Source organism: Marinitenerispora sediminis (assembly GCF_003336425.1).
GTDB lineage: Bacteria > Actinomycetota > Actinomycetes > Streptosporangiales > Streptosporangiaceae > Marinitenerispora > Marinitenerispora sediminis.
Genome location: NZ_QEIO01000066.1, coordinates 1 through 17,604, shown reverse-complemented (window position 1 = coordinate 17,604; position 17,604 = coordinate 1). Strand labels below are relative to the sequence as shown.

Here is a 17,604-nt window from a genome sequence, read left to right as displayed (position 1 = left end):
CGGCGGAACCCGGTCTTTCGGCTGGCCATTGCACGGCGGCCACCGAGGAAGTAAATTGCGCAGGCGCGGTTATCCGCCATTTCACGCGCATCGCCGATCCGGCGAATGGACGCGACCGAATCCGGGAAATCACTCCACGGCAACTGGAGCGTGTTATGAGGCTGGGCATTCTGGCCTGGGAACCCGACGAGGCCGAATCGGTCGGTATCGCCGCGGTGGCCCGCGAGCGGGGGCATGAGGCCGTCGTCTTCGAATTGTCCGACATCGGGTGCGCGAGCGCCCCGATGGGGACGCTGCCGACGATCAGGGGGGAGGACGCCAGCGAGTTCGACGTCATCCTGTCGCGGGCGCACGTGGGCCGCGAGGGATGGCGAAACGCGGTCGAGCGGCTGCGGCTGCTCTCCGACCTGCCCGGCGTGCTCATGCTGGACCCGGTCGACGTGCACGTGCGGACCGTGAGCAAGTTCGCCATGCTGCACCGGCTGACCCAGGCGGGCATCCCCGTCCCGCCGACCAGGTCCTGCCGCGGCGTCCCCGACGTCGAGGCCGCGTGCCGCACCTGGGGCCGGGTGGTCGTCAAGCCATCCGTGGGCTTCCGGGGCATCGACGTCGAGCGGCTCCCCGCGCGGCTCACCGACGCGCACCGGGCGCAGGTCGCCGGCCTGCTGGCGACCTACGGGGAGCTCATCTGCCAGCCCTACTACCCCCACGAGGGCGACCACCGGGTGCTGGTGATCGGCGGGGAGCCGTCGATCTGCACCCGGTTCCACACCGGGCCGCAGGCCTGGAAGCCGTTCCCCGGCGACGGGCTGCCGCCGGACGCGGAGTGGGACGTCCGGATCGAGGTCACCGAGCCGCCGCCCGCCATGGTCGACGTCGGGATCCGCGCCACGGCGGCGATGGGCCTGAGCTACGCGGGCGTGGACATCGTCGAGACCGACGCCGGCCTCGTGGTCATGGAGGTCAACGTGGTGCCGGGCTGGGGCGCGCTCGCTCCGGAGTACCAGGACGTACCCAACCGCGCCGTGGTCGACCTCGTCGAACGCTCCCTCGCCGGCGCCCCCGCCGGCAGCCGGTGACCGGTCCCGCGGCCCTGCCCCCCGCCTGCGACGACGCACCGGCGAGACCGCATCCCACGGAAGGACGACAGCCATGTTCCGCGACCTGATCCCTGCGCCCGGCGGCCGCGCCGCCGGCCCCGACGAGCTCCGGAGGTCCGCATGAACCGGGTGACCGTGCGGCACAACTTCGAGACCGCGCACCGCCTCCCGCACCTGGGCGGCAAGTGCCGCAACCTGCACGGCCACTCCTGGTGGGTCGAGGTGACCGTCGCCGGCGACCTCGACGAGCGCGGGATCGTCGTCGACTTCGGTTCCCTCAAGAAGCGCCTGCGGGACTGGATCGACACCCATCTCGACCACGGCGCCATGCTCGGCGACGCCGACCCGCTGGTCCCGGCCCTGCTCGCCGACGGGAGCAAGCTCTTCCAGTTCGGAGTGTCGGAGCCCTCCAAGGGGCTGGACTGGCCCACCGTGGAGAACGTCGCCGACCTCGTCGCGCGGGTGGCGGCCAACGAGATCGAGGCGGCCGGCTGGACGGGGGTCACCGTCTCCGCCGTCCGGGTGTCGGAGACGCACGTGAACGCCGCGGAGGTGCTGCGGTGAGCGCCGGGTCGCCGACGGCCGCCGCGGCCGCCGCGGGTCCGGCGACGCTGCCGCTCGCCGAGGCGTTCGGTCCCACGCTGCAGGGCGAGGGCCCCGCCGCCGGGCGGACCGCGTGGTTCGTGCGGTTCGGCGGCTGCAACCTCTCCTGCTCGTGGTGCGACTCCGCCTACACCTGGGACGCCTCGCGGTACCAGCTGCGCGAGGAGATCCGGCACACCCCCGTGGCCGACATCGCCGCCGGGGTCCCCGACGGCGCCCTGGTGGTCCTCACCGGCGGCGAGCCGCTGCTGCAGCAGGACTCCGCGGCGTGGCTCGAACTCCTGTCCGGGCTGCGCGCCCGCGGCTGCACGCTGCACGTGGAGACCAACGGCACGATCGCGCCGAACGCCGACACCCGGGCCCTGGTCGCGACCTTCGTGGTGTCCCCGAAGCTCGGCAACGCCGGCCGGCACCGCGGCCACCAGAACCCCGCGCTGCACCCCGGCTGGGCGGAGGCGGCCGGGGACGGGCAGGCCCACCTCAAGGTGGTCTGCGCCTCGGACGCCGACGTCGAGACGGCCGTCGGCATCGCGCGCGCCCACGCGTGGCCGTCCCGCCAGGTCTGGGTCATGCCCGAGGGCACCACCGTCGAGGCGCTCAACGCCCGGTGGCCCGCCGTGGCCGATGCCGCGGCCCGCCACGGAATCAACGCCAGTCACCGACTCCACGTGCTCGCGTGGGGCGACAAGAGAGGCCACTAGCCCGTGATCGACCTCGACAAGGTAGAGACCGCCGTCACCGATCTGCTGCTCGCCCTGGGCGTCGACGAGGGTGAGCACACTCAGGACACGCCGCGCCGCGTCGCCAAGGCGTGGGCCGAGACCCTGTCCGGTTACGACGATGATCCGTCCCGGCACCTGCTCCGCACGTTCAGCGCCCCGCACGACCCGGGGCTGATCATCGTCACCGGCATCCGGCTCAGCTCGACCTGCGCCCACCACCTGCTGCCGGTGACCGGCACGGCCACGGTGGCCTACCGGCCGCGCCCGGGCGACCAGATCGTCGGGCTGTCCAAGCTCGCCCGGGTCCTGCACGGCTACGCCCGGCGGCTGCAGGTCCAGGAGCGCATCGGTCACCAGGTGGTGACCGCCGTGCAGGACGCCCTCGCGCCCGTGGGGTCGGCGTGTGTGATCACCGCCGAGCACGGCTGCATGGCGGTGCGGGGGGTCAACGAGCCGGCGACGGTGACCACCACCCGCGCGCTGTCCGGGGAGTGGCGCCCCGACCACCCCGACGTGCGGGCCGTCCTGGCCGAGCACAGCGGCAACCTGCACTGACGGGGGGACGGACCATGACGACCCCCACCGCGGGCGTGAGCACGACCGCTCTGGTGATCGCGTCGGCCCGGGCCACCGAGAGCGAGCGGGCGGACCGGCTGTTCCGCGATCCGCTGGCGGCCGGTTTCCTGGCGGCGGCCACCGGGGAGGGCCCGGTCCCCGCACTGGAGACCGTGCGGCACCCGATGGAGCACTACTTCGCCATCCGGACGCGGCTGTTCGACGACTACCTGCTGCGCGCCTGCGCGCGGGGCTGCGGGCAGGTGGTCGTGCTCGGGGCCGGGCTGGACACCCGCGCCTTCCGTCTGCCCTGGCCGGCGGGGGTGCGGCTGTTCGAACTGGACCTGCCGCACGTGTTCGGCTTCAAGGAGCCGGTCGTCGCGGCGGCCGGCGCGGTGCCGGCCTGCGAGCGCGTCACCGTGCCCGCCGACCTCGGCGGCGACTGGGCGGCGGCGCTGCGCGCCGCGGGCCTGCGGCCGGACCTGCCCACCGCGTGGCTCATCGAAGGGGTGCTGTGCTACCTCGACTCCGCGCAGGCGGAGCGGGTGCTGGCCGAGGCGACGCGGCTGTCCGCCCCGGGCAGCTGGATCGCCGGCGAGCACGTCAGCCGGCGGGTCTTCGACGATCCCGTGGCGCGCCCCATGCTGGACGCGCTCGCCGCGGTCGACGCGGCGTGGCGGTCCGGGGTCGACGACGTCGTGCCGTGGCTGGGCGGGTACGGGTGGCGGGCCGAGACCGTGGACCTCACCGATCCGGCCGTGCACCACGGCCGGCTGTCCGAGCTCGACCGGGAGCGGATCGGCGACGGGCCGCCCCGGGGGTGGATCTTCCGCGCCGCGCGGTGAGGGCCGGAGGCGGCCGCGGGGGTGTCCCGCCGGCGGGACACCCCCGCGGCCGCCCCGCGCCGGTCCGGGTCCGGACAGTGTGCCCGAGGGGACCGGGCCGCCACCTGTGCATTCGATATTTCACCGCGCCGCTTTTCGCGCGGTGTCCGGAATTTCGGCCGCGGATTCGGCGAATGGCGGATGCGCCGTGCGTTATCCTGCATGGGCGCTCGTCCACTACAGTGGGTGAACGCGACGGCGGTCAACCGATATCCGGGATTGAGAAACGTGGTCATGGAGCTGCTCGTGCGGCGTCGAGCTATCTGCGCCGGGCCGGGAACCGAGGACAGCGTCCTCGCCTGATCCCTCCGGCCGGCTCGGCGTGAAGCATCTCCACCGTTGTCCGGCCGAACCCGCCCCGGGCGGGAGCAGGACTCCCTGGCGAGGCCCCGTCCACCGCGCGGTGGCGCGGGCCGGGCCCGTTCGGCCCCGTGCACGAGAGACCACGTCATGCGTTCCACGGAAATCCGTCAGACCTTCTTCGACTTCTTCACCGAGCGCGGCCACCGGCCGGTGCCGTCGAGTCCGCTGATCCCCGCCGATCCCACGCTGCTGCTGGCCAATGCGGGGATGAACCAGTTCAAGCCGTACTTCCTCAACGAGGCGGAGCCGGAGTTCCAGCGGGCGGTTTCGGTACAGAAATGCGCCCGCACGTCCGATATCGAGAACGTCGGCCGCACCACCCGGCACGCGACGTTCTTCGAGATGCTGGGCAACTTCTCCTTCGGTGACTACTTCAAGCCCGAGGCGATCTCGTGGGCCTGGCAGCTGTTCACCGAGGGCTACGGCCTCGACCCGGACCGGCTGTGGATCACCGTCTACGTCGACGACGACGAGAGCGAGGACATCTGGCGGTCCATCGGGGTGCGCCCCGACCGGATCCAGCGGCTCGGCATGGCCGACAACTACTGGTCGATGGGGGTCCCCGGCCCCTGCGGTCCGTCGTCGGAGCTCTGCTACGACCGCGGGCCGGCGTTCGGCTCGGAGGGGGGTCCCGCCGCCGACGACGAGCGCTACGTCGAGCTGTGGAACCTCGTCTTCATGCAGAGCATCCGCGGCGAGGGCCCGGCCAAGACCGGCTACCCCATCCTCGGGCAGCTGCCGAGCAAGAACATCGACACCGGCCTGGGCCTCGACCGGCTCGCCGCGATCCTGCAGGACGTGACCACGGTCTGCCAGACGGACCTGCTGGCCCCCACCCTGGAGACGGTGCAGGGGCTGGCCGGCCGGCGCTTCCCCGGGCACGACGGCTCGGAGGAGTCGGTGTCGTTCCAGGTGGTCACCGAGCACGCCCGGTCGATCGCGTTCCTCATCGCGGACGGGGTGCTGCCCTCCAACGAGGGCCGCGGCTACATCCTGCGGCGGCTGATGCGCCGGAGCATCCGGCACGCGCGCCTGCTCGGCGTCACCGACCCCGTGCTGCCGGCGGTGACGGCGTCGGTCGTGGCCAACCTCGGTCCGGCCTGGCCGGAGCTGCCGGCGCAGGCCGCGCTGATCGAGCAGGTCGTCAGCGCCGAGGAGGAGACGTTCGGCCGGACGCTGCGCCAGGGCACGCGGCTGCTCGACGCGGCGATCGGCCGGGCGCGGGGGGCCGGCTCGGCCACGCTGCCCGGCGAGACCGCGTTCGAGCTGCACGACACCTACGGGTTCCCGGTGGACATGACCGTGGAGGCGGCCCGGGCGGCGGGGCTGTCGGTCGACGAGGAGCGGTTCCGCACGCTGCTGGAGGAGCAGCAGCGCCGCGCCAAGACGCACGGCCGGGGGCGCACCGCGGCGGCGCTGGCCCGGCTGGACGCCTACCGCGAGATCTCGGCGAAGTCGGGGCTGACGGAGTTCGTGGGCTACGACGCCACCGAGGCCGACAGCGCGGTCGTCGCGGTGCTGGTCGAGGGACGCAGCGTCGACCGGGCGGCGCAGGGCCAGGAGGTGGAGGTGATGCTGCGGCGCACCCCCTTCTACGCCGAGGGCGGCGGCCAGGTCGGCGACATCGGCCGGGTGCTCACCGACGGGGGCGTCATCGAGGTCACCGACACCCGGCCCGGGGTGGCCGGGCTGAGCGTCCACATCGGCCGCGTGGCCTCGGGCGAGGTGCGCGTCGGCGACGACGTCCTCGCGGAGGTGGACGCCTCCCGCCGCGCCGCGGTAGAGCGCTCGCACTCGGCCACCCACGTCCTGCACGCCATGCTGCGCCGCGTCCTCGGCGACCACGCGCGCCAGCAGGGCTCCCTGGTGGACGCCGGCCGACTGCGCTTCGACTTCGCGCACTTCTCGGCGGTCAAGGACGGCCAGCTCGACACCATCTCCACGCTGATCAACGACGCGCTCACGGCGGACCCCGAGGTGAAGGTGTGGCGCACCAGCCGGGCCGAGGCCGAGGCGGCGGGCGCGACCGCGATGTTCGGTGAGAAGTACGGGGACGTCGTGCGGGTCGTCGACATCGGCGACTTCTCGCGGGAGCTGTGCGGCGGCACCCACGTGGCGCACGGGGCGGCGGTCGGCCCGGTGCGCATCCTCAGCGAGTCCTCCGTGGGGGCCAGCCTGCGGCGCATCGAGGCGCTGACGGGCCAGGACGCGCTGCGGCACTTCGACCGCGAGCGGCGGCTGCTGGACGAGCTCGTCGGCCTGCTCGGCGTTCCCCAGGACAAGGCGGTCGCCACGCTCACCAGGCGCCTGCGGGCCCTGGGCGACGCCGAGCGCCGCTTCGCCCGCATGCGCCAGGCGGAGCTGTCGGCGGAGGCGGAGCGGCTGGCCGCCGGGGCGCGCGACGTCGGATCGGGGTGGCTGGTGGCCACCCGGGTGAGCGAGGTGGACCGCGACGAGCTGCGGTCGCTGGCGGGGTCGGTGCTCGGGCGCCGCGGCGCCGCCCCCGGGGCGGTCGTGCTCGCCGCGGAGGTCGACGGCAAGGCGGCGCTGGTCGCGGGGGTGACGGACGGGCTGGCGCGGCGCGACGTCGCGGCGCGCGACCTTCTCGACGGCGCGGCGCGGGAGATCGGCGGCGGCGCCGGCGGCCGCGGCGCGATCGCCAACGCCGGGGGCCGGCACGTCGAGCGGCTCGACGCGGCCCTGCGGCTGGCGGCGGACGCCGCCGTCCGGCACCTCGGCGCGGACGGCAGCTGAGGGGCGGCCGGGCGCGCCCGATCACACGGGTGTGCCCGGCCGCCGGCCCCGACGCGCGGCCGTGACCGCGCGACCGCACTGCCGAGTGACCGCGCGGTCGCCGTAATCCGCGGACCTGTGAATGCGTGAATGCGGGAATCCGCCATTTCCGGGTCCGCGCAGCGGGCCGTCCCGCTGCGCCGCCGCGCCTGCGCAGGTCGGCGGCGCATTCCCCGCGCCATTCTCCTCCCGTTCCACGATATTCCACCGCTTTTCCCGGCATTCCTTGCGCCAATGGGGAAAATCGGGGACGCTGTCGGACGGCCGTGCCGCACGCGCTGCCCTTTCGCGCGGCCGACACTCCGTTGCATCAGCACCCTGCCATCAGTCTCCATTGCCGAACGGAACGAGGAACGGCATGTGCGGAATCGCCGGATGGATCTCCTACGAGCGCGACCTGACCGCGGAGCGCGCGACGGTCGACGCCATGAACGCCACGATGGCCTGCCGCGGTCCCGACGACGACGGCGTGTGGGTGGGCCGGCACGCCGCGCTGGGCAACCGGCGGCTGGCGGTCATCGATCCCGCGAACGGCCACCAGCCGATGACCGCGCAGACCGACGACGGCCCCGTGGTGCTCGTCTACACCGGTGAGACGTACAACTTCACCGAGCTGAGGCGCGAGCTGCGCGCCCGCGGGCACACCTTCCGCACCGACACCGACACCGAGGTGGTGCTGCGCGGCTACCTGGAGTGGGACGAGGCCGTGGCGGAGCGGCTGAACGGGATGTACGCCTTCGCCGTCTGGGACGGCCGCCGCGACCGGCTCGTGCTGGTCCGCGACCGGCTGGGGATCAAACCGCTCTTCTACCACCCCACCGCCGACGGCGTGCTGTTCGGCTCGGAGCCCAAGGCACTGCTGGCCAACCCGCTGGCCGAGCGGACGGTCAGCGCCGACGGGCTGCGCGAGCTCTTCTCCTTCGTCAAGACCCCCGGGCACGCCATCTGGGACGGCATGCGCGAGGTGCTGCCCGGGACGGTGACGACGTTCGACCGCGGCGGCGCCCGCACCCGTGCCTACTGGACGCTGCGCACCCTGGAGCACACCGACGACCTCGACGGCACGGTGGCGCGGATCCGCGAGCTGTTCGAGGACATCGTCGCCCGGCAGCTCGTCGCCGACGTCCCCCTGTGCACCCTGCTCTCCGGCGGGCTGGACTCCTCCTCGCTGACCGCGGTCGCGGCCGCGCAGCTGCGGCGGCGCGGTGAGCGGGTCCGCAGCTTCTCCGTCGACTTCCACGGCTACACCGAGAACTTCGTGACCGACGGCATCCGGACCTCCCCGGACGCCCCCTACGTCCGGGACCTCGCGGAGCACTGCGGGACCGACCACCGCGACATCGTGCTGGACGCCGAGGCGCTGGCCGACCCCGCGCTGCGTACCGCCGTGGTCGCCGGCTACGACGTGCCGCCCGGTGTCGGCGACATGAACGCCTCCCTGTACCTGCTCTCCAAGGAGATCCGGCGGCACTCGACCGTGGCGCTGTCCGGCGAGTGCGCCGACGAGGTGTTCGGCGGCTACCGCTCGCACCACGACACCGAGGCCCAGCAGGCGGACGTCTTCCCATGGCTGTGGCAGGCGCCGGAGGACCGCACCGCCGACCCCTTCGAGCGGATCTTCACCCCCGAGGCCGACGCGGTGCTGGACCTCGCGGGCTACGCCCGGGACCAGTACCGGACGGCCGTCGCGGGCATCGAGCGGCTCACCGGGGAGAGCGACGGCGAGTACACGATGCGCCGGGTGTCCTACCTGCACCTGACCCGCTTCATGCAGATCCTGCTGGACCGCAAGGACCGGATGAGCATGGCCGTGGGGCTGGAGGTGCGGGTTCCCTACTGCGACCACCGGCTGGTGGAGTACGTGTACAACGTCCCGTGGGCCATGAAGACCTTCGACGGGCGGGAGAAGAGCCTGCTGCGGGCGGCCGCGGCGGACGTGCTCCCCGAGTCGATCGTGCGCCGGGTGAAGAGCCCCTACCCCTCCACCCAGGACCCGGGCTACGCCGTCGCGCTGCGGCGCCAGGCCCGCGGGCTGCTGTCCGACCGCACCCACCCGGTCTTCGACCTCATCGACGCGGAGTGGCTGGGCCGCGCGGTGGCTGAGACGGGCCCGGCCATCACGCAGGGCGCGCGCAGCGGCCTGGAGCGCGCCCTCGACCTGGCGGCCTGGTTCGACCTGCACCGGCCGAAGGTCCGGCTGGGCTAGCGCGCCCGGGGCGGTGCCGGCCGCCGCGGGCCGCCCCGCCTGCTCCCGCGGCCGCCGGGAGCGCCGGGAACCGGGCGCCGACCGGAACGCGTACCGGCCCGGCCGGTACGCCGGGCGGGGCGGGCCCCAGGGCGGCCCGCGGGTCTGCGGCCGGCGTGCTCAGCGGCCGGGCGCGGCGGTGGCCGCTGGACCGGCGCCCGTCAGGGGGCGGCGCCTCGACGTGGCCGGGCCCGCGCCGCCGGCGCCGCCGCCGGCCGGCCGAGGCTCCCGGCCCGGTGGACCCCACCAGGAGGGCGCAGGGGCGCCCAGGAAGGAAGTGCGCACCGCCATGCGACCAGATCCGGCGTGGAACGACACCGGCCTCCCCTACCCGGCGGGGCAGAGCCTGCACGGCATCGTCGCGGGGCTCGCCCGCGACGCGCCGGAGCGGACGGCGCTCGTCGACGGCAGCGACCGGATGTCCTACGGGCGGCTGGACCGCCTCTCCGACGGCTACGCCCACCTGATGCGCCAGGCCGGCGTCTCCCCCGGCGACGTGGTCCCCGTGCTGCTGCCGCGCGGCGCGGAGCTCGTGGTCGTGATCCTGGGGCTGCTCAAGGCGGGCGCCGCCTACGCGCTGCTGGACGAGCGCTGGACCCCCGCGCGGCTGCGGGCGGTTGTCGCCGAGCTCGGCGCCAAGCTCCTGGTCCACCGGGCCGACTCCGGCCCCGACCTGGCGCTGCCGGGCTGGAGCCCGCCGGAGGGCCCCGCCGAGGCCCCCGCCGGGTTCGCGCCGGTGGCCGTGGACGGCGCCCATCCCTGCTGCGTGTTCGTCACCTCCGGCACCACGGGGCGGCCCAAGGCGGTGCTGTCCCCGCACCGGGCGACGGTGCGGCTGTTCCGGCCCGGCTCGTTCGCCCGGTTCGACGCCCGGACGGTGATGCCGCTGGCGGCCCCGCTGCCCTGGGACGGCTTCACGCTGGAACTGTGGTCGGTGCTGCTGAACGGCGGCACGTCGGTGGTCGTGCGCGATCCCTACCTCACCCCGGAGGCGCTGCGGCGGGGGGTGCGCGAGCACGGGGTCGACACGGTCTTCCTCAACAGCGGCCTGCTGGCGCTGTTCGTGGACGAGGACCCGGACGCGTTCACGGGGGTGGTGCAGGTGATCACCGGCGGCGACCGCGCGTCCGTGCCGCACGTCCGCGAACTGCTGCGGCGCCATCCGGGGCTCACGATCGTCAACGGCTACGGCCCGGTCGAGGGCACGGTCGTGGCCACCGCGCACCGCGTCGGCCCGGCGGACTGCGACCTGCCGGACGGGATCCCGATCGGGCGGCCGGTGCCCGACACCCGGGTGCACGTCCTGGACGGGGACCGCCCGTGCGCGGTCGGCGAGCCCGGCGAGCTGTGCATCGCCGGGGACGGGCTGGCCATCGGCTACCTCGGGGCGCGGGAGCTGACCGAGGAGCGGTTCCCCGTGCTCGGGCTGGAGGGCGGCCGCACCCGCGTGTACCGCACCGGCGACCTGGTCCGGTGGAGCGGGGACGGCGTGCTGCACTACCTGGGGCGGATGGACCGGCAGGTGAAGATCCGGGGGCACCGGGTGGAGCCGGCGGAGGTGGAGCGCCAGGTCGAGCGGCTGCCCGAGGTGCGGCGCTGCGCCGTCGTACCGCTGCGCGACTCCTCGGGCGGCTGCCGGGGCCTGGCGGCCTTCTGCGTTCCCGCCGCCGACGGCGATCCGCTGCCGGACGCGCGGGAGCGGCTGCGGCGCGACCTCGTGCACTACCAGGTGCCCGACGTCGTGGTCAGCGTGGCGGAGCTGCCGCTGACCGTCCGAGGGAAGGTCGACGAGTCCGCGCTGCTGGCCCTGCTCCCGGACCGGGCGGCGGAGCGGGGGACGCCGCCGCCGGCCGCCGGCGCGGAGCCGGACGGCGCGGACGCGGAGCCGGCGGACCCGCTGGCGGCCCTCGTGGCCCGGACCTGCGCGGCGGTCCTGGGCCGCGACCGGGTGTCCGCCGACGCCCGCTTCGACGACCTCGGCGGCTCCTCGCTGGACGCCGGCCGGGTCTGCGCGCGCCTCACCACGGAGCTGCGCCGGCCGGTGCCGGTCGCGGAGCTGCTGCGGCACCAGAGCGCCCGCGCCCTCGCGGCCCGGTTGCGCGCGACGCCGTGGACACCGCCTCCGGCCCGCGAGGACCGGACCGCCGCCGGGGTGCCGCTGACCCCGGTGCAGGCGAACTTCCTCGCCCGCCACCTGCACGACGCGGACGACCGGCCGGCGCGCTGCCGCACCGTGTGGGTGCTCGACGGCCCGGTGGACCTCGGTGCCCTGCGGCGCGCCGTCGCCGAGGTCCACCGCCGGCACGAGCCGCTGCGCGCCGAGTACCGCGACGGGCGGCCGCCGACCGCCCGCGCCACCGACGCGCCCGCGCCGGGCCTCGCGGTACTCCCGGAGGCCGGGTCCGAGGACGCCGCGGTCGCCGCCCTGGGCGCCGAGCTGCTCGGCCGCCTCGACATCACGCGGGCGCGGGTGTGGCGGGCGGCCGCGGTGCCCCTCGCCGACGGGCGCACCGTGTTCGGCTACGTGGTGCACCACATCGCGTTCGACGGCTGGTCGGAGGCGGTCCTGGCACACGACCTGTCCGAGGCGTACGCGGCCGCGGTCGGGGCCGCGCCGCCGGCGCCGCGGCCCGCGGCGCCGGGGCTGGCCCGGGCCCGGGAGCTGTGGGACGCGCACCGCGCCGCGCAGCCGGACCCCGCTCCGCTGCTCGCGCGACTGGTGGCGGAGCTGCGCGACACCCCGGAGCTGCTGCTCCCCCGGCCGCCGGAGGGCACCGCGGACGCCCCGCCCGAACGGGTCGAGCGGGTGCTGCCAGCGGCGAGCGCCGCGGCGCTGCGCGGCGCGGCGGCACAGGCCGGGCACACGGCGTTCGCCGCGCTGCTGGCGGGCTACGCGCGCGCGGTCGGCGAGACCTCCGGGCAGGACGACTTCGGCGTGGTCGTCCCGGTGGCGCAGCGCCTGGGCAGCGATCTGGAGTACGCGGTGGGCTGCCACGTGAACATGGTCTGCCTGCGCCTGCGCGGCGCCTCCCGGACGACGGTGGCGGACGCCGGACGGCTCGCCCGGGCGGCGCTGGGCGCCCAGCACGTCGGGTTCGACGAGCTGATCGGGGAGCTGAAGGCGGTCATGCCGCCGCGCACCGCGAGCGCGACGCTGTTCCAGACCAACTTCGCCGTCCAGGACAACGCCCGACCGGCGCTGGTGCTGCCCGGGGTGGCCGCGCGGCACGTGCGGCTGCCGTACACGGGGCTGACCACTCCGGTCCAGACCGAGGTCTGGCCGGGCGGCGCCGGAGAGCTGCGGCTCGTGGTGCACTTCCGGCCGGCCGCCGTGAGCGGCGGATACGCGGAGCTCCTGGCGGAGCGCTTCGCCGCGGCGCTCGCCGACCTCGCCGGCGGGGCGGCCGCCTCCTGACCGGTCCGCGCGCTCCCGGCCGCTCCCGGCCGGTGCCGGGAGCGGCCGGGAGCGGGGGTGCTACAGGGCGGAGCCGACCGCGTCGCGCAGCAGGTTCCACCAGTAGCGGTGCTCGCGGTACCAGCGCACGACCTCGGCGAGGCCCTCGTCGAGGTCGACCCGGGGCTCGAACCCCAGTTCGCGCCGGATCTTGCCGTCGTCCACCGAGTACCGGCGGTCGTGCCCCCTGCGGTCGGCGACGAAGCGCACGCGCCCCCAGTCGGCACCGCAGAGGTCGAGGAGGCGGCCGGTGAGCTCCTTGTTCGTGAGTTCCGTGCCGCCGATGTTGTACACCTCTCCGGGGCGCCCGTCCGTCAGCACGAGCTGGATGGCGCGGCAGTGGTCGTCCACGTGCAGCCACTCGCGGGCGTTCCCGCCGTCGCCGTACAGCGGGACGGTGCGGCCCGAGAGCAGGTTGGTGACGAACACCGGGATGATCTTCTCGATGTACTGGTAGGGGCCGTAGTTGTTGCAGCACCGGGTGACGCGGACGTCGAGGCCGTGCGTGCGCCAGTAGGCCCGTGCGATCAGGTCGGCGCCGGCCTTCGACGCCGAGTACGGCGAGTTGGGCTGCAGCGGGGACTCCTCGGTCCACGTCCCCTCAGCGATGGACCCGTAGACCTCGTCCGTCGAGACGTGCACGATCCTTTCGACCCCGGCGTGCAGGCAGCAGTCGAGCAGGATCTGCGTGCCCACGACGTTGGTCTTCATGAAGACGTCGGGGTCCACCAGGGAGCGGTCGACGTGCGACTCCGCGGCGAAGTGCACCACCGTGTCGTGGCCGGGCAGCAGCTTCGCCAGCAGCCGCCGGTCGCAGACGTCGCCGCGCACGAACGCCAGCCGCGGGTCGTCCATCGGCAGGTTCGTGGTGTTGCCCGCGTAGGTGAGGCTGTCCAGCACCGTGACCTCGGTGTCCCGCTGCCCGGGGTAGCGCCCCGCCAGCAGGCTGCGAACGTAGTGGGAGCCGATGAACCCGGCTCCGCCGGTGACGAGGATTCTCATGCGCCCGCTCCGATGGATGCGCTCGCCCAGAAATCCATGTAGAAACCTCCCGAACAACGCCCAGAAACAGGATCGGATTCGACAGCGGAACCGCTTTCGGCGATTCGGCGCCGCGCGGCCGCGTGTTACCCGGGTGCGTGTGCGCCGGATACGCGATGAAAGCCGCGGCGGGTGAAAGGGGGAAACGGCGGCCATTTCCCGGTGGTGGATTCGGGGCCGCCGCGTCCGCGCCCTCCGCCACCAGCGCCCCGGCCGGACGGCCGGGGCGGGAACACCGGAGCGGAGCCGGCCGGACGCCGCCAACACTACTTGAGGCGGGGCGTGAATCAACTGCTTGGGCCGTACGGGATCCCCTTGTCCCGCCGGCGGGACGGCAGAAGCCCGCACCGTTTTATCGAGAGCTGCGCGGAGGGGTTGCCATATGCCGCCGAAAGGCCGAATATGGACGCCCCCGCACCACCTTCTCCGCGCGGAAATCATAATGCCGGAATGCGCCGCTGATCTTTTTCCTCGGCGCGTTCCCGTCCTGCGCCGGGGTGGGCACCGGTCGCACAGAACAGGAGGTCGGGTGCTGACCACGAGAACCGGGGTCCGAATTCCGGGAGGTGCCGTATGCGCGTCCTCTTCCTGACTCCGCCGATGCTGCGCTCCCACCTCTTCGTGCTCGCACCGCTCGCCTGGGCGCTGCGGTCCGCGGGGCACGACGTGCGGGTCGCCTGCCAGCCGGACCTGCTCGCCGACATCGCGCACAGCGGCCTGACCGGGGTTCCCGTCGGGGCGCCGATGGCCGCGGCGGCGGCCGAGGTCGCCGCGTCGGGCCCGCCCCCGGCACCGCCCGGCACGCGGCCGGCCGGCAACCCGGCGCAGACCGACTACGCCGCCGGCGACCCGTACGGCGAACTCGACTCCGCGGTCGGCAACCTGCTCCGCCACTTCTGCCCGGAGCCCATGCTCGACGACCTGGTGCGCTTCGCCCGCGACTGGCGGCCGGACCTGGTGCTGTGGGACTGGATGACCTACGCCGGGGCGGTCGCGGCCCGCGCGTGCGGCGCGGCGCACGCCCGTGTCCTCGGCGGGACGGACGCCCTGGTGCAGCTCCGCCACGCGTGGCGGGACGGCCTCGCGGGGCGGAGCGACCCGCGCCCCGATCCGCTCCGGGCCTGGCTGGAGCCGGTGCTGCGGCGCTACGGCTGCGCGTTCGGCGAGGACGCCGTCTACGGGCAGTGGACCGTCGACACCCAGCCGCGGTGGACCTGGCGGCCGTCGGGTGTCAGCTACCTGCCGGTGCGCCAGATCCCCTTCAACGGCCCGGCCGAGCTGCCGGAGTGGCTGCTGGAGCCGCCGGAGCGCCCCCGGGTGTGCGTCAGCCTGGGGGGCTCGCACCGCACGTCGGGCTACGCCGAGGCGTCGCCCGCGACGCTGCTGGAGGCCGTGTCCGACCTCGACGTCGAGATCGTGTCGACGTTCACCGCGGAGGAGGTCGGTGCGGCGGCCGTCCCCGCCAACGTCCGCGTGGTCGACTTCGTCCCGCTCAGCGCGCTGCTGCCGACGTGCTCGGCCATCGTGCACCACGGCGGCTTCGGGACGATGGCGTCGGCGCTGGAGCACGGCGTCCCCCAGCTCGTCGTCCCCGGCGCCTACTGGAGCAACCGCTGGTACGGGCCGGTGGCCTACGGCAACGGGCTGGCCGAGCAGGGCGCCGGCGTCTACGTCGCCGACTCCGACCGGCTGACCCCCGAGCTGCTGCGCGACCGGCTCGTGCGGGTGCTGAAGGAGCCGTCGTACCGGGAGAACGCCGAGCGGCTGCGCGCGGAGGCCGCCCGGACCCCGTCGCCGCGGGACCTCGTCCCGACCCTGGAGAAGCTCACCGCCCGCCACCTCGTGCGCGGGGCCGCGACCGGAGGGGATGTCCGATGACCGCTGAGCAGGCCGTGGCCCACGCGCCGCACACCCGGCTGGGCCGCACCGCGCTGCGCGTCAGCAGGCTGTGCCTCGGTACGGTCAACTTCGGCGGCCGGGTCGAGGAGGCCGACGCCCACGCGCTCATGGACCACGCGCTGGCGCACGGCGTCGACTTCGTCGACACGGCCGACATCTACGGCTGGCGGGTGCACCGGGGCTACACCGAGGAGCTCATCGGCCGCTGGTTCGCGGCCCGCCCGGGCCGCCGGGACGAGGTCGTCCTCGCCACCAAGGTGGGCAACCCGATGGGCGACGGCCCGAACGAGGGCGGGCTGTCCGCGCGCCACGTCGTGGCGGCCTGCGAGGCGTCGCTGCGGCGGCTCGGTACCGACTGGATCGACCTCTACCAGATGCACCACGTGGACCGCGCGGCGGGCTGGGACGAGGTCTGGCAGGCCATGGAGCTGCTCGTCCAGCAGGGCAAGGTGCGCTACGTCGGTTCGTCGAACTTCGCGGGCTGGGACCTGGCCTCGGCCCAGGAGGCGGCGCGCGCCCGGCACTTCCTCGGGCTGGTGTCCGAGCAGTGCGTGTACAACCTGGTGACCCGGCATCCGGAGCTGGAGGTGCTGCCGGCCGCGGGCGCCTACGGCCTGGCGGTGCTGCCGTGGTCGCCGCTGCATGGCGGCCTGCTCGGCGGCGTGCTGCGCAAGACCGCCGAGGGGGGTGCGGTGAAGTCCGCCCAGGGCCGCGCGGCCGCGGCGCTCGCCGACCCCGGCTGCCGCGCCGCGGTCGAGAAGTACGAGGGCTTCTGCGCGGAGATCGGCCGGGACCCGGCCGAGGTCGGGCTCGCCTGGGTGGCGTCGCGGCCGGGGGTGACGTCGACCGTCATCGGCCCGCGGACGCCGGAGCACACCGAGGGGGCGCTCCGTGCCCTGGAGACCCCGCTGCGCGAGGACGAACTCGCGCGGCTGGACGAGCTGTTCCCGCCGGTGGGACGGGGCGGCCCCGCCCCGGACGCCTGGCTCTCCTGACCCGCCCGCGCCGCGACCGCCGGCGCCGGCTCCCCTACCGCCGAAGCCCCGCCCCGGGGCCGGCGGCGGCACCACGAGAGGAACGCAGCCATGACGAGCGCCGGGCACCGGGACCAGCGGCTCCTGCCGCACGAGTCGGACCGGGAGCGCACCGCGCGGGAGCGCCTCACCAAGCTGTTCGAGACGAGCCCGATCCCCGCCACCTACCTGATCGACCACCTCGGCGTCTACCTGCGGCGGCACCAGGTCGCCGACCTGCTCGCGATGGACGCGCTGTACCGGATGTCGCAGGACGTCCCGGGGGTGGTCATGGAGTTCGGGGTGCTGCACGGACGGCACCTGGCGGCCCTGACCGCGCTGCGCGGCATCCACGACCCCTACGACCCCACCCGCCGGATCATCGGCTTCGACACGTTCACCGGCTTCACCGACGTGGCCGACATCGACCGCGCCAGCCCGAGCGCGACGGCCGGCCGGTTCGCCACCGCGGAGGGTTTCCCCGACCACCTGCGCGAGGTCCTGGACGCGCACGAGTCCATCGAGCCGCTCGGCCACGTCCAGCGGACCCTGGTGGTCGAGGGCGACGTCCGGGAGACCGTGCCCCGCTACCTGGCGGAGCACCCGGAGACGGTGGTGGCGCTGGCCTACTTCGACCTGGACCTGTACGAGCCGACCCGCGACGTCCTCGCCGCCATCCGCCCGTACCTGACCCGGGGCAGCGTGGTGGCCTTCGACGAGTTCGCGCACCCGAAGTGGCCCGGCGAGACCGCGGCCGTGCGCGAGGCGCTGGGGACCACGACCGCCGAGCTGCGCCGGCTGCCCGTCGCCGGGCGCGAGGCGCCGGTGACCTACCTGCGGTGGGAGTGACGTCCGGCCGCGGCCGCCGCCCGCCCCGGGCGGGGCCCGCGGCCGGACGCGTCCCGGCGCACCCGGCCCGCGCGGCCCGCGCG

General features: G+C 74.9%; 12 protein-coding genes. 11 read left to right on the top strand and 1 reads right to left on the bottom strand.

The annotated features are described in order from the left end of the window. The first annotated feature begins 155 nt into the window (after positions 1 to 155). From DEF28_RS14335 to DEF28_RS14300, 8 genes are all read left to right on the top strand, one after another. Positions 156 to 1,079, top strand: coding sequence for an ATP-grasp domain-containing protein (locus DEF28_RS14335; RefSeq protein ID WP_114399451.1), 924 nt, complete (start codon positions 156 to 158; stop codon positions 1,077 to 1,079). A gap of 141 nt (positions 1,080 to 1,220) precedes the next feature. After that, positions 1,221 to 1,664 (top strand): 6-pyruvoyl trahydropterin synthase family protein, encoded by a 444-nt coding sequence (locus DEF28_RS14330; protein WP_114399450.1) that lies wholly within the window; start codon positions 1,221 to 1,223, stop codon positions 1,662 to 1,664. Then, a complete protein-coding gene (locus DEF28_RS14325) occupies positions 1,661 to 2,404 on the top strand; it encodes a 7-carboxy-7-deazaguanine synthase QueE (protein WP_114399449.1) in 744 nt (247 codons plus the stop codon). The genes DEF28_RS14330 and DEF28_RS14325 overlap by 4 nt, the downstream gene beginning before the upstream one ends. A gap of 3 nt (positions 2,405 to 2,407) precedes the next feature. After that, positions 2,408 to 2,980, top strand: coding sequence for a GTP cyclohydrolase I (gene folE, locus DEF28_RS14320; RefSeq protein ID WP_114399448.1), 573 nt, complete (start codon positions 2,408 to 2,410; stop codon positions 2,978 to 2,980). A 14-nt stretch (positions 2,981 to 2,994) separates the two neighbouring features. Further along, positions 2,995 to 3,825 (top strand): SAM-dependent methyltransferase, encoded by an 831-nt coding sequence (locus tag DEF28_RS14315; RefSeq protein WP_114433329.1) that lies wholly within the window; start codon positions 2,995 to 2,997, stop codon positions 3,823 to 3,825. Between the two features lie 489 nt (positions 3,826 to 4,314). Then, positions 4,315 to 6,981: an alanine--tRNA ligase gene (gene alaS / locus DEF28_RS14310; RefSeq protein ID WP_114399446.1), complete on the top strand. Its 2,667-nt coding sequence runs from the start codon at positions 4,315 to 4,317 to the stop codon at positions 6,979 to 6,981. A 397-nt stretch (positions 6,982 to 7,378) separates the two neighbouring features. Then, positions 7,379 to 9,226, top strand: coding sequence for an asparagine synthase (glutamine-hydrolyzing) (gene asnB, locus DEF28_RS14305; RefSeq protein ID WP_114399445.1), 1,848 nt, complete (start codon positions 7,379 to 7,381; stop codon positions 9,224 to 9,226). A 328-nt stretch (positions 9,227 to 9,554) separates the two neighbouring features. Further along, positions 9,555 to 12,680: a non-ribosomal peptide synthetase gene (locus tag DEF28_RS14300; protein ID WP_114446153.1), complete on the top strand. Its 3,126-nt coding sequence runs from the start codon at positions 9,555 to 9,557 to the stop codon at positions 12,678 to 12,680. A 60-nt stretch (positions 12,681 to 12,740) separates the two neighbouring features. Here the strand turns inward: DEF28_RS14300 and rfbB are convergent, their stop codons facing one another. Further along, complete coding sequence (rfbB, locus tag DEF28_RS14295; RefSeq protein WP_114400604.1) at positions 12,741 to 13,721, bottom strand: dTDP-glucose 4,6-dehydratase; 981 nt, start codon at positions 13,719 to 13,721, stop codon at positions 12,741 to 12,743. Positions 13,722 to 14,333: 612 nt separating this feature from the next. Between rfbB and DEF28_RS14290 the strand changes: the two genes are divergently transcribed. The 3 genes from DEF28_RS14290 (at position 14,334) to DEF28_RS14280 (ending at position 17,521) form a co-directional block, all read left to right on the top strand. Further along, positions 14,334 to 15,638 carry an activator-dependent family glycosyltransferase gene (locus tag DEF28_RS14290; RefSeq protein ID WP_114400603.1) on the top strand — a complete coding sequence of 435 codons (1,305 nt, stop codon included), beginning with the start codon at positions 14,334 to 14,336 and terminating at the stop codon, positions 15,636 to 15,638. Beyond that, positions 15,635 to 16,654, top strand: coding sequence for an aldo/keto reductase (locus tag DEF28_RS14285; protein ID WP_114400602.1), 1,020 nt, complete (start codon positions 15,635 to 15,637; stop codon positions 16,652 to 16,654). Before DEF28_RS14290 ends, DEF28_RS14285 begins: the two co-directional genes overlap by 4 nt. A gap of 90 nt (positions 16,655 to 16,744) precedes the next feature. Continuing rightward, a complete protein-coding gene (locus DEF28_RS14280) occupies positions 16,745 to 17,521 on the top strand; it encodes a class I SAM-dependent methyltransferase (protein WP_114433551.1) in 777 nt (258 codons plus the stop codon). Positions 17,522 to 17,604: the final 83 nt, after the last annotated feature.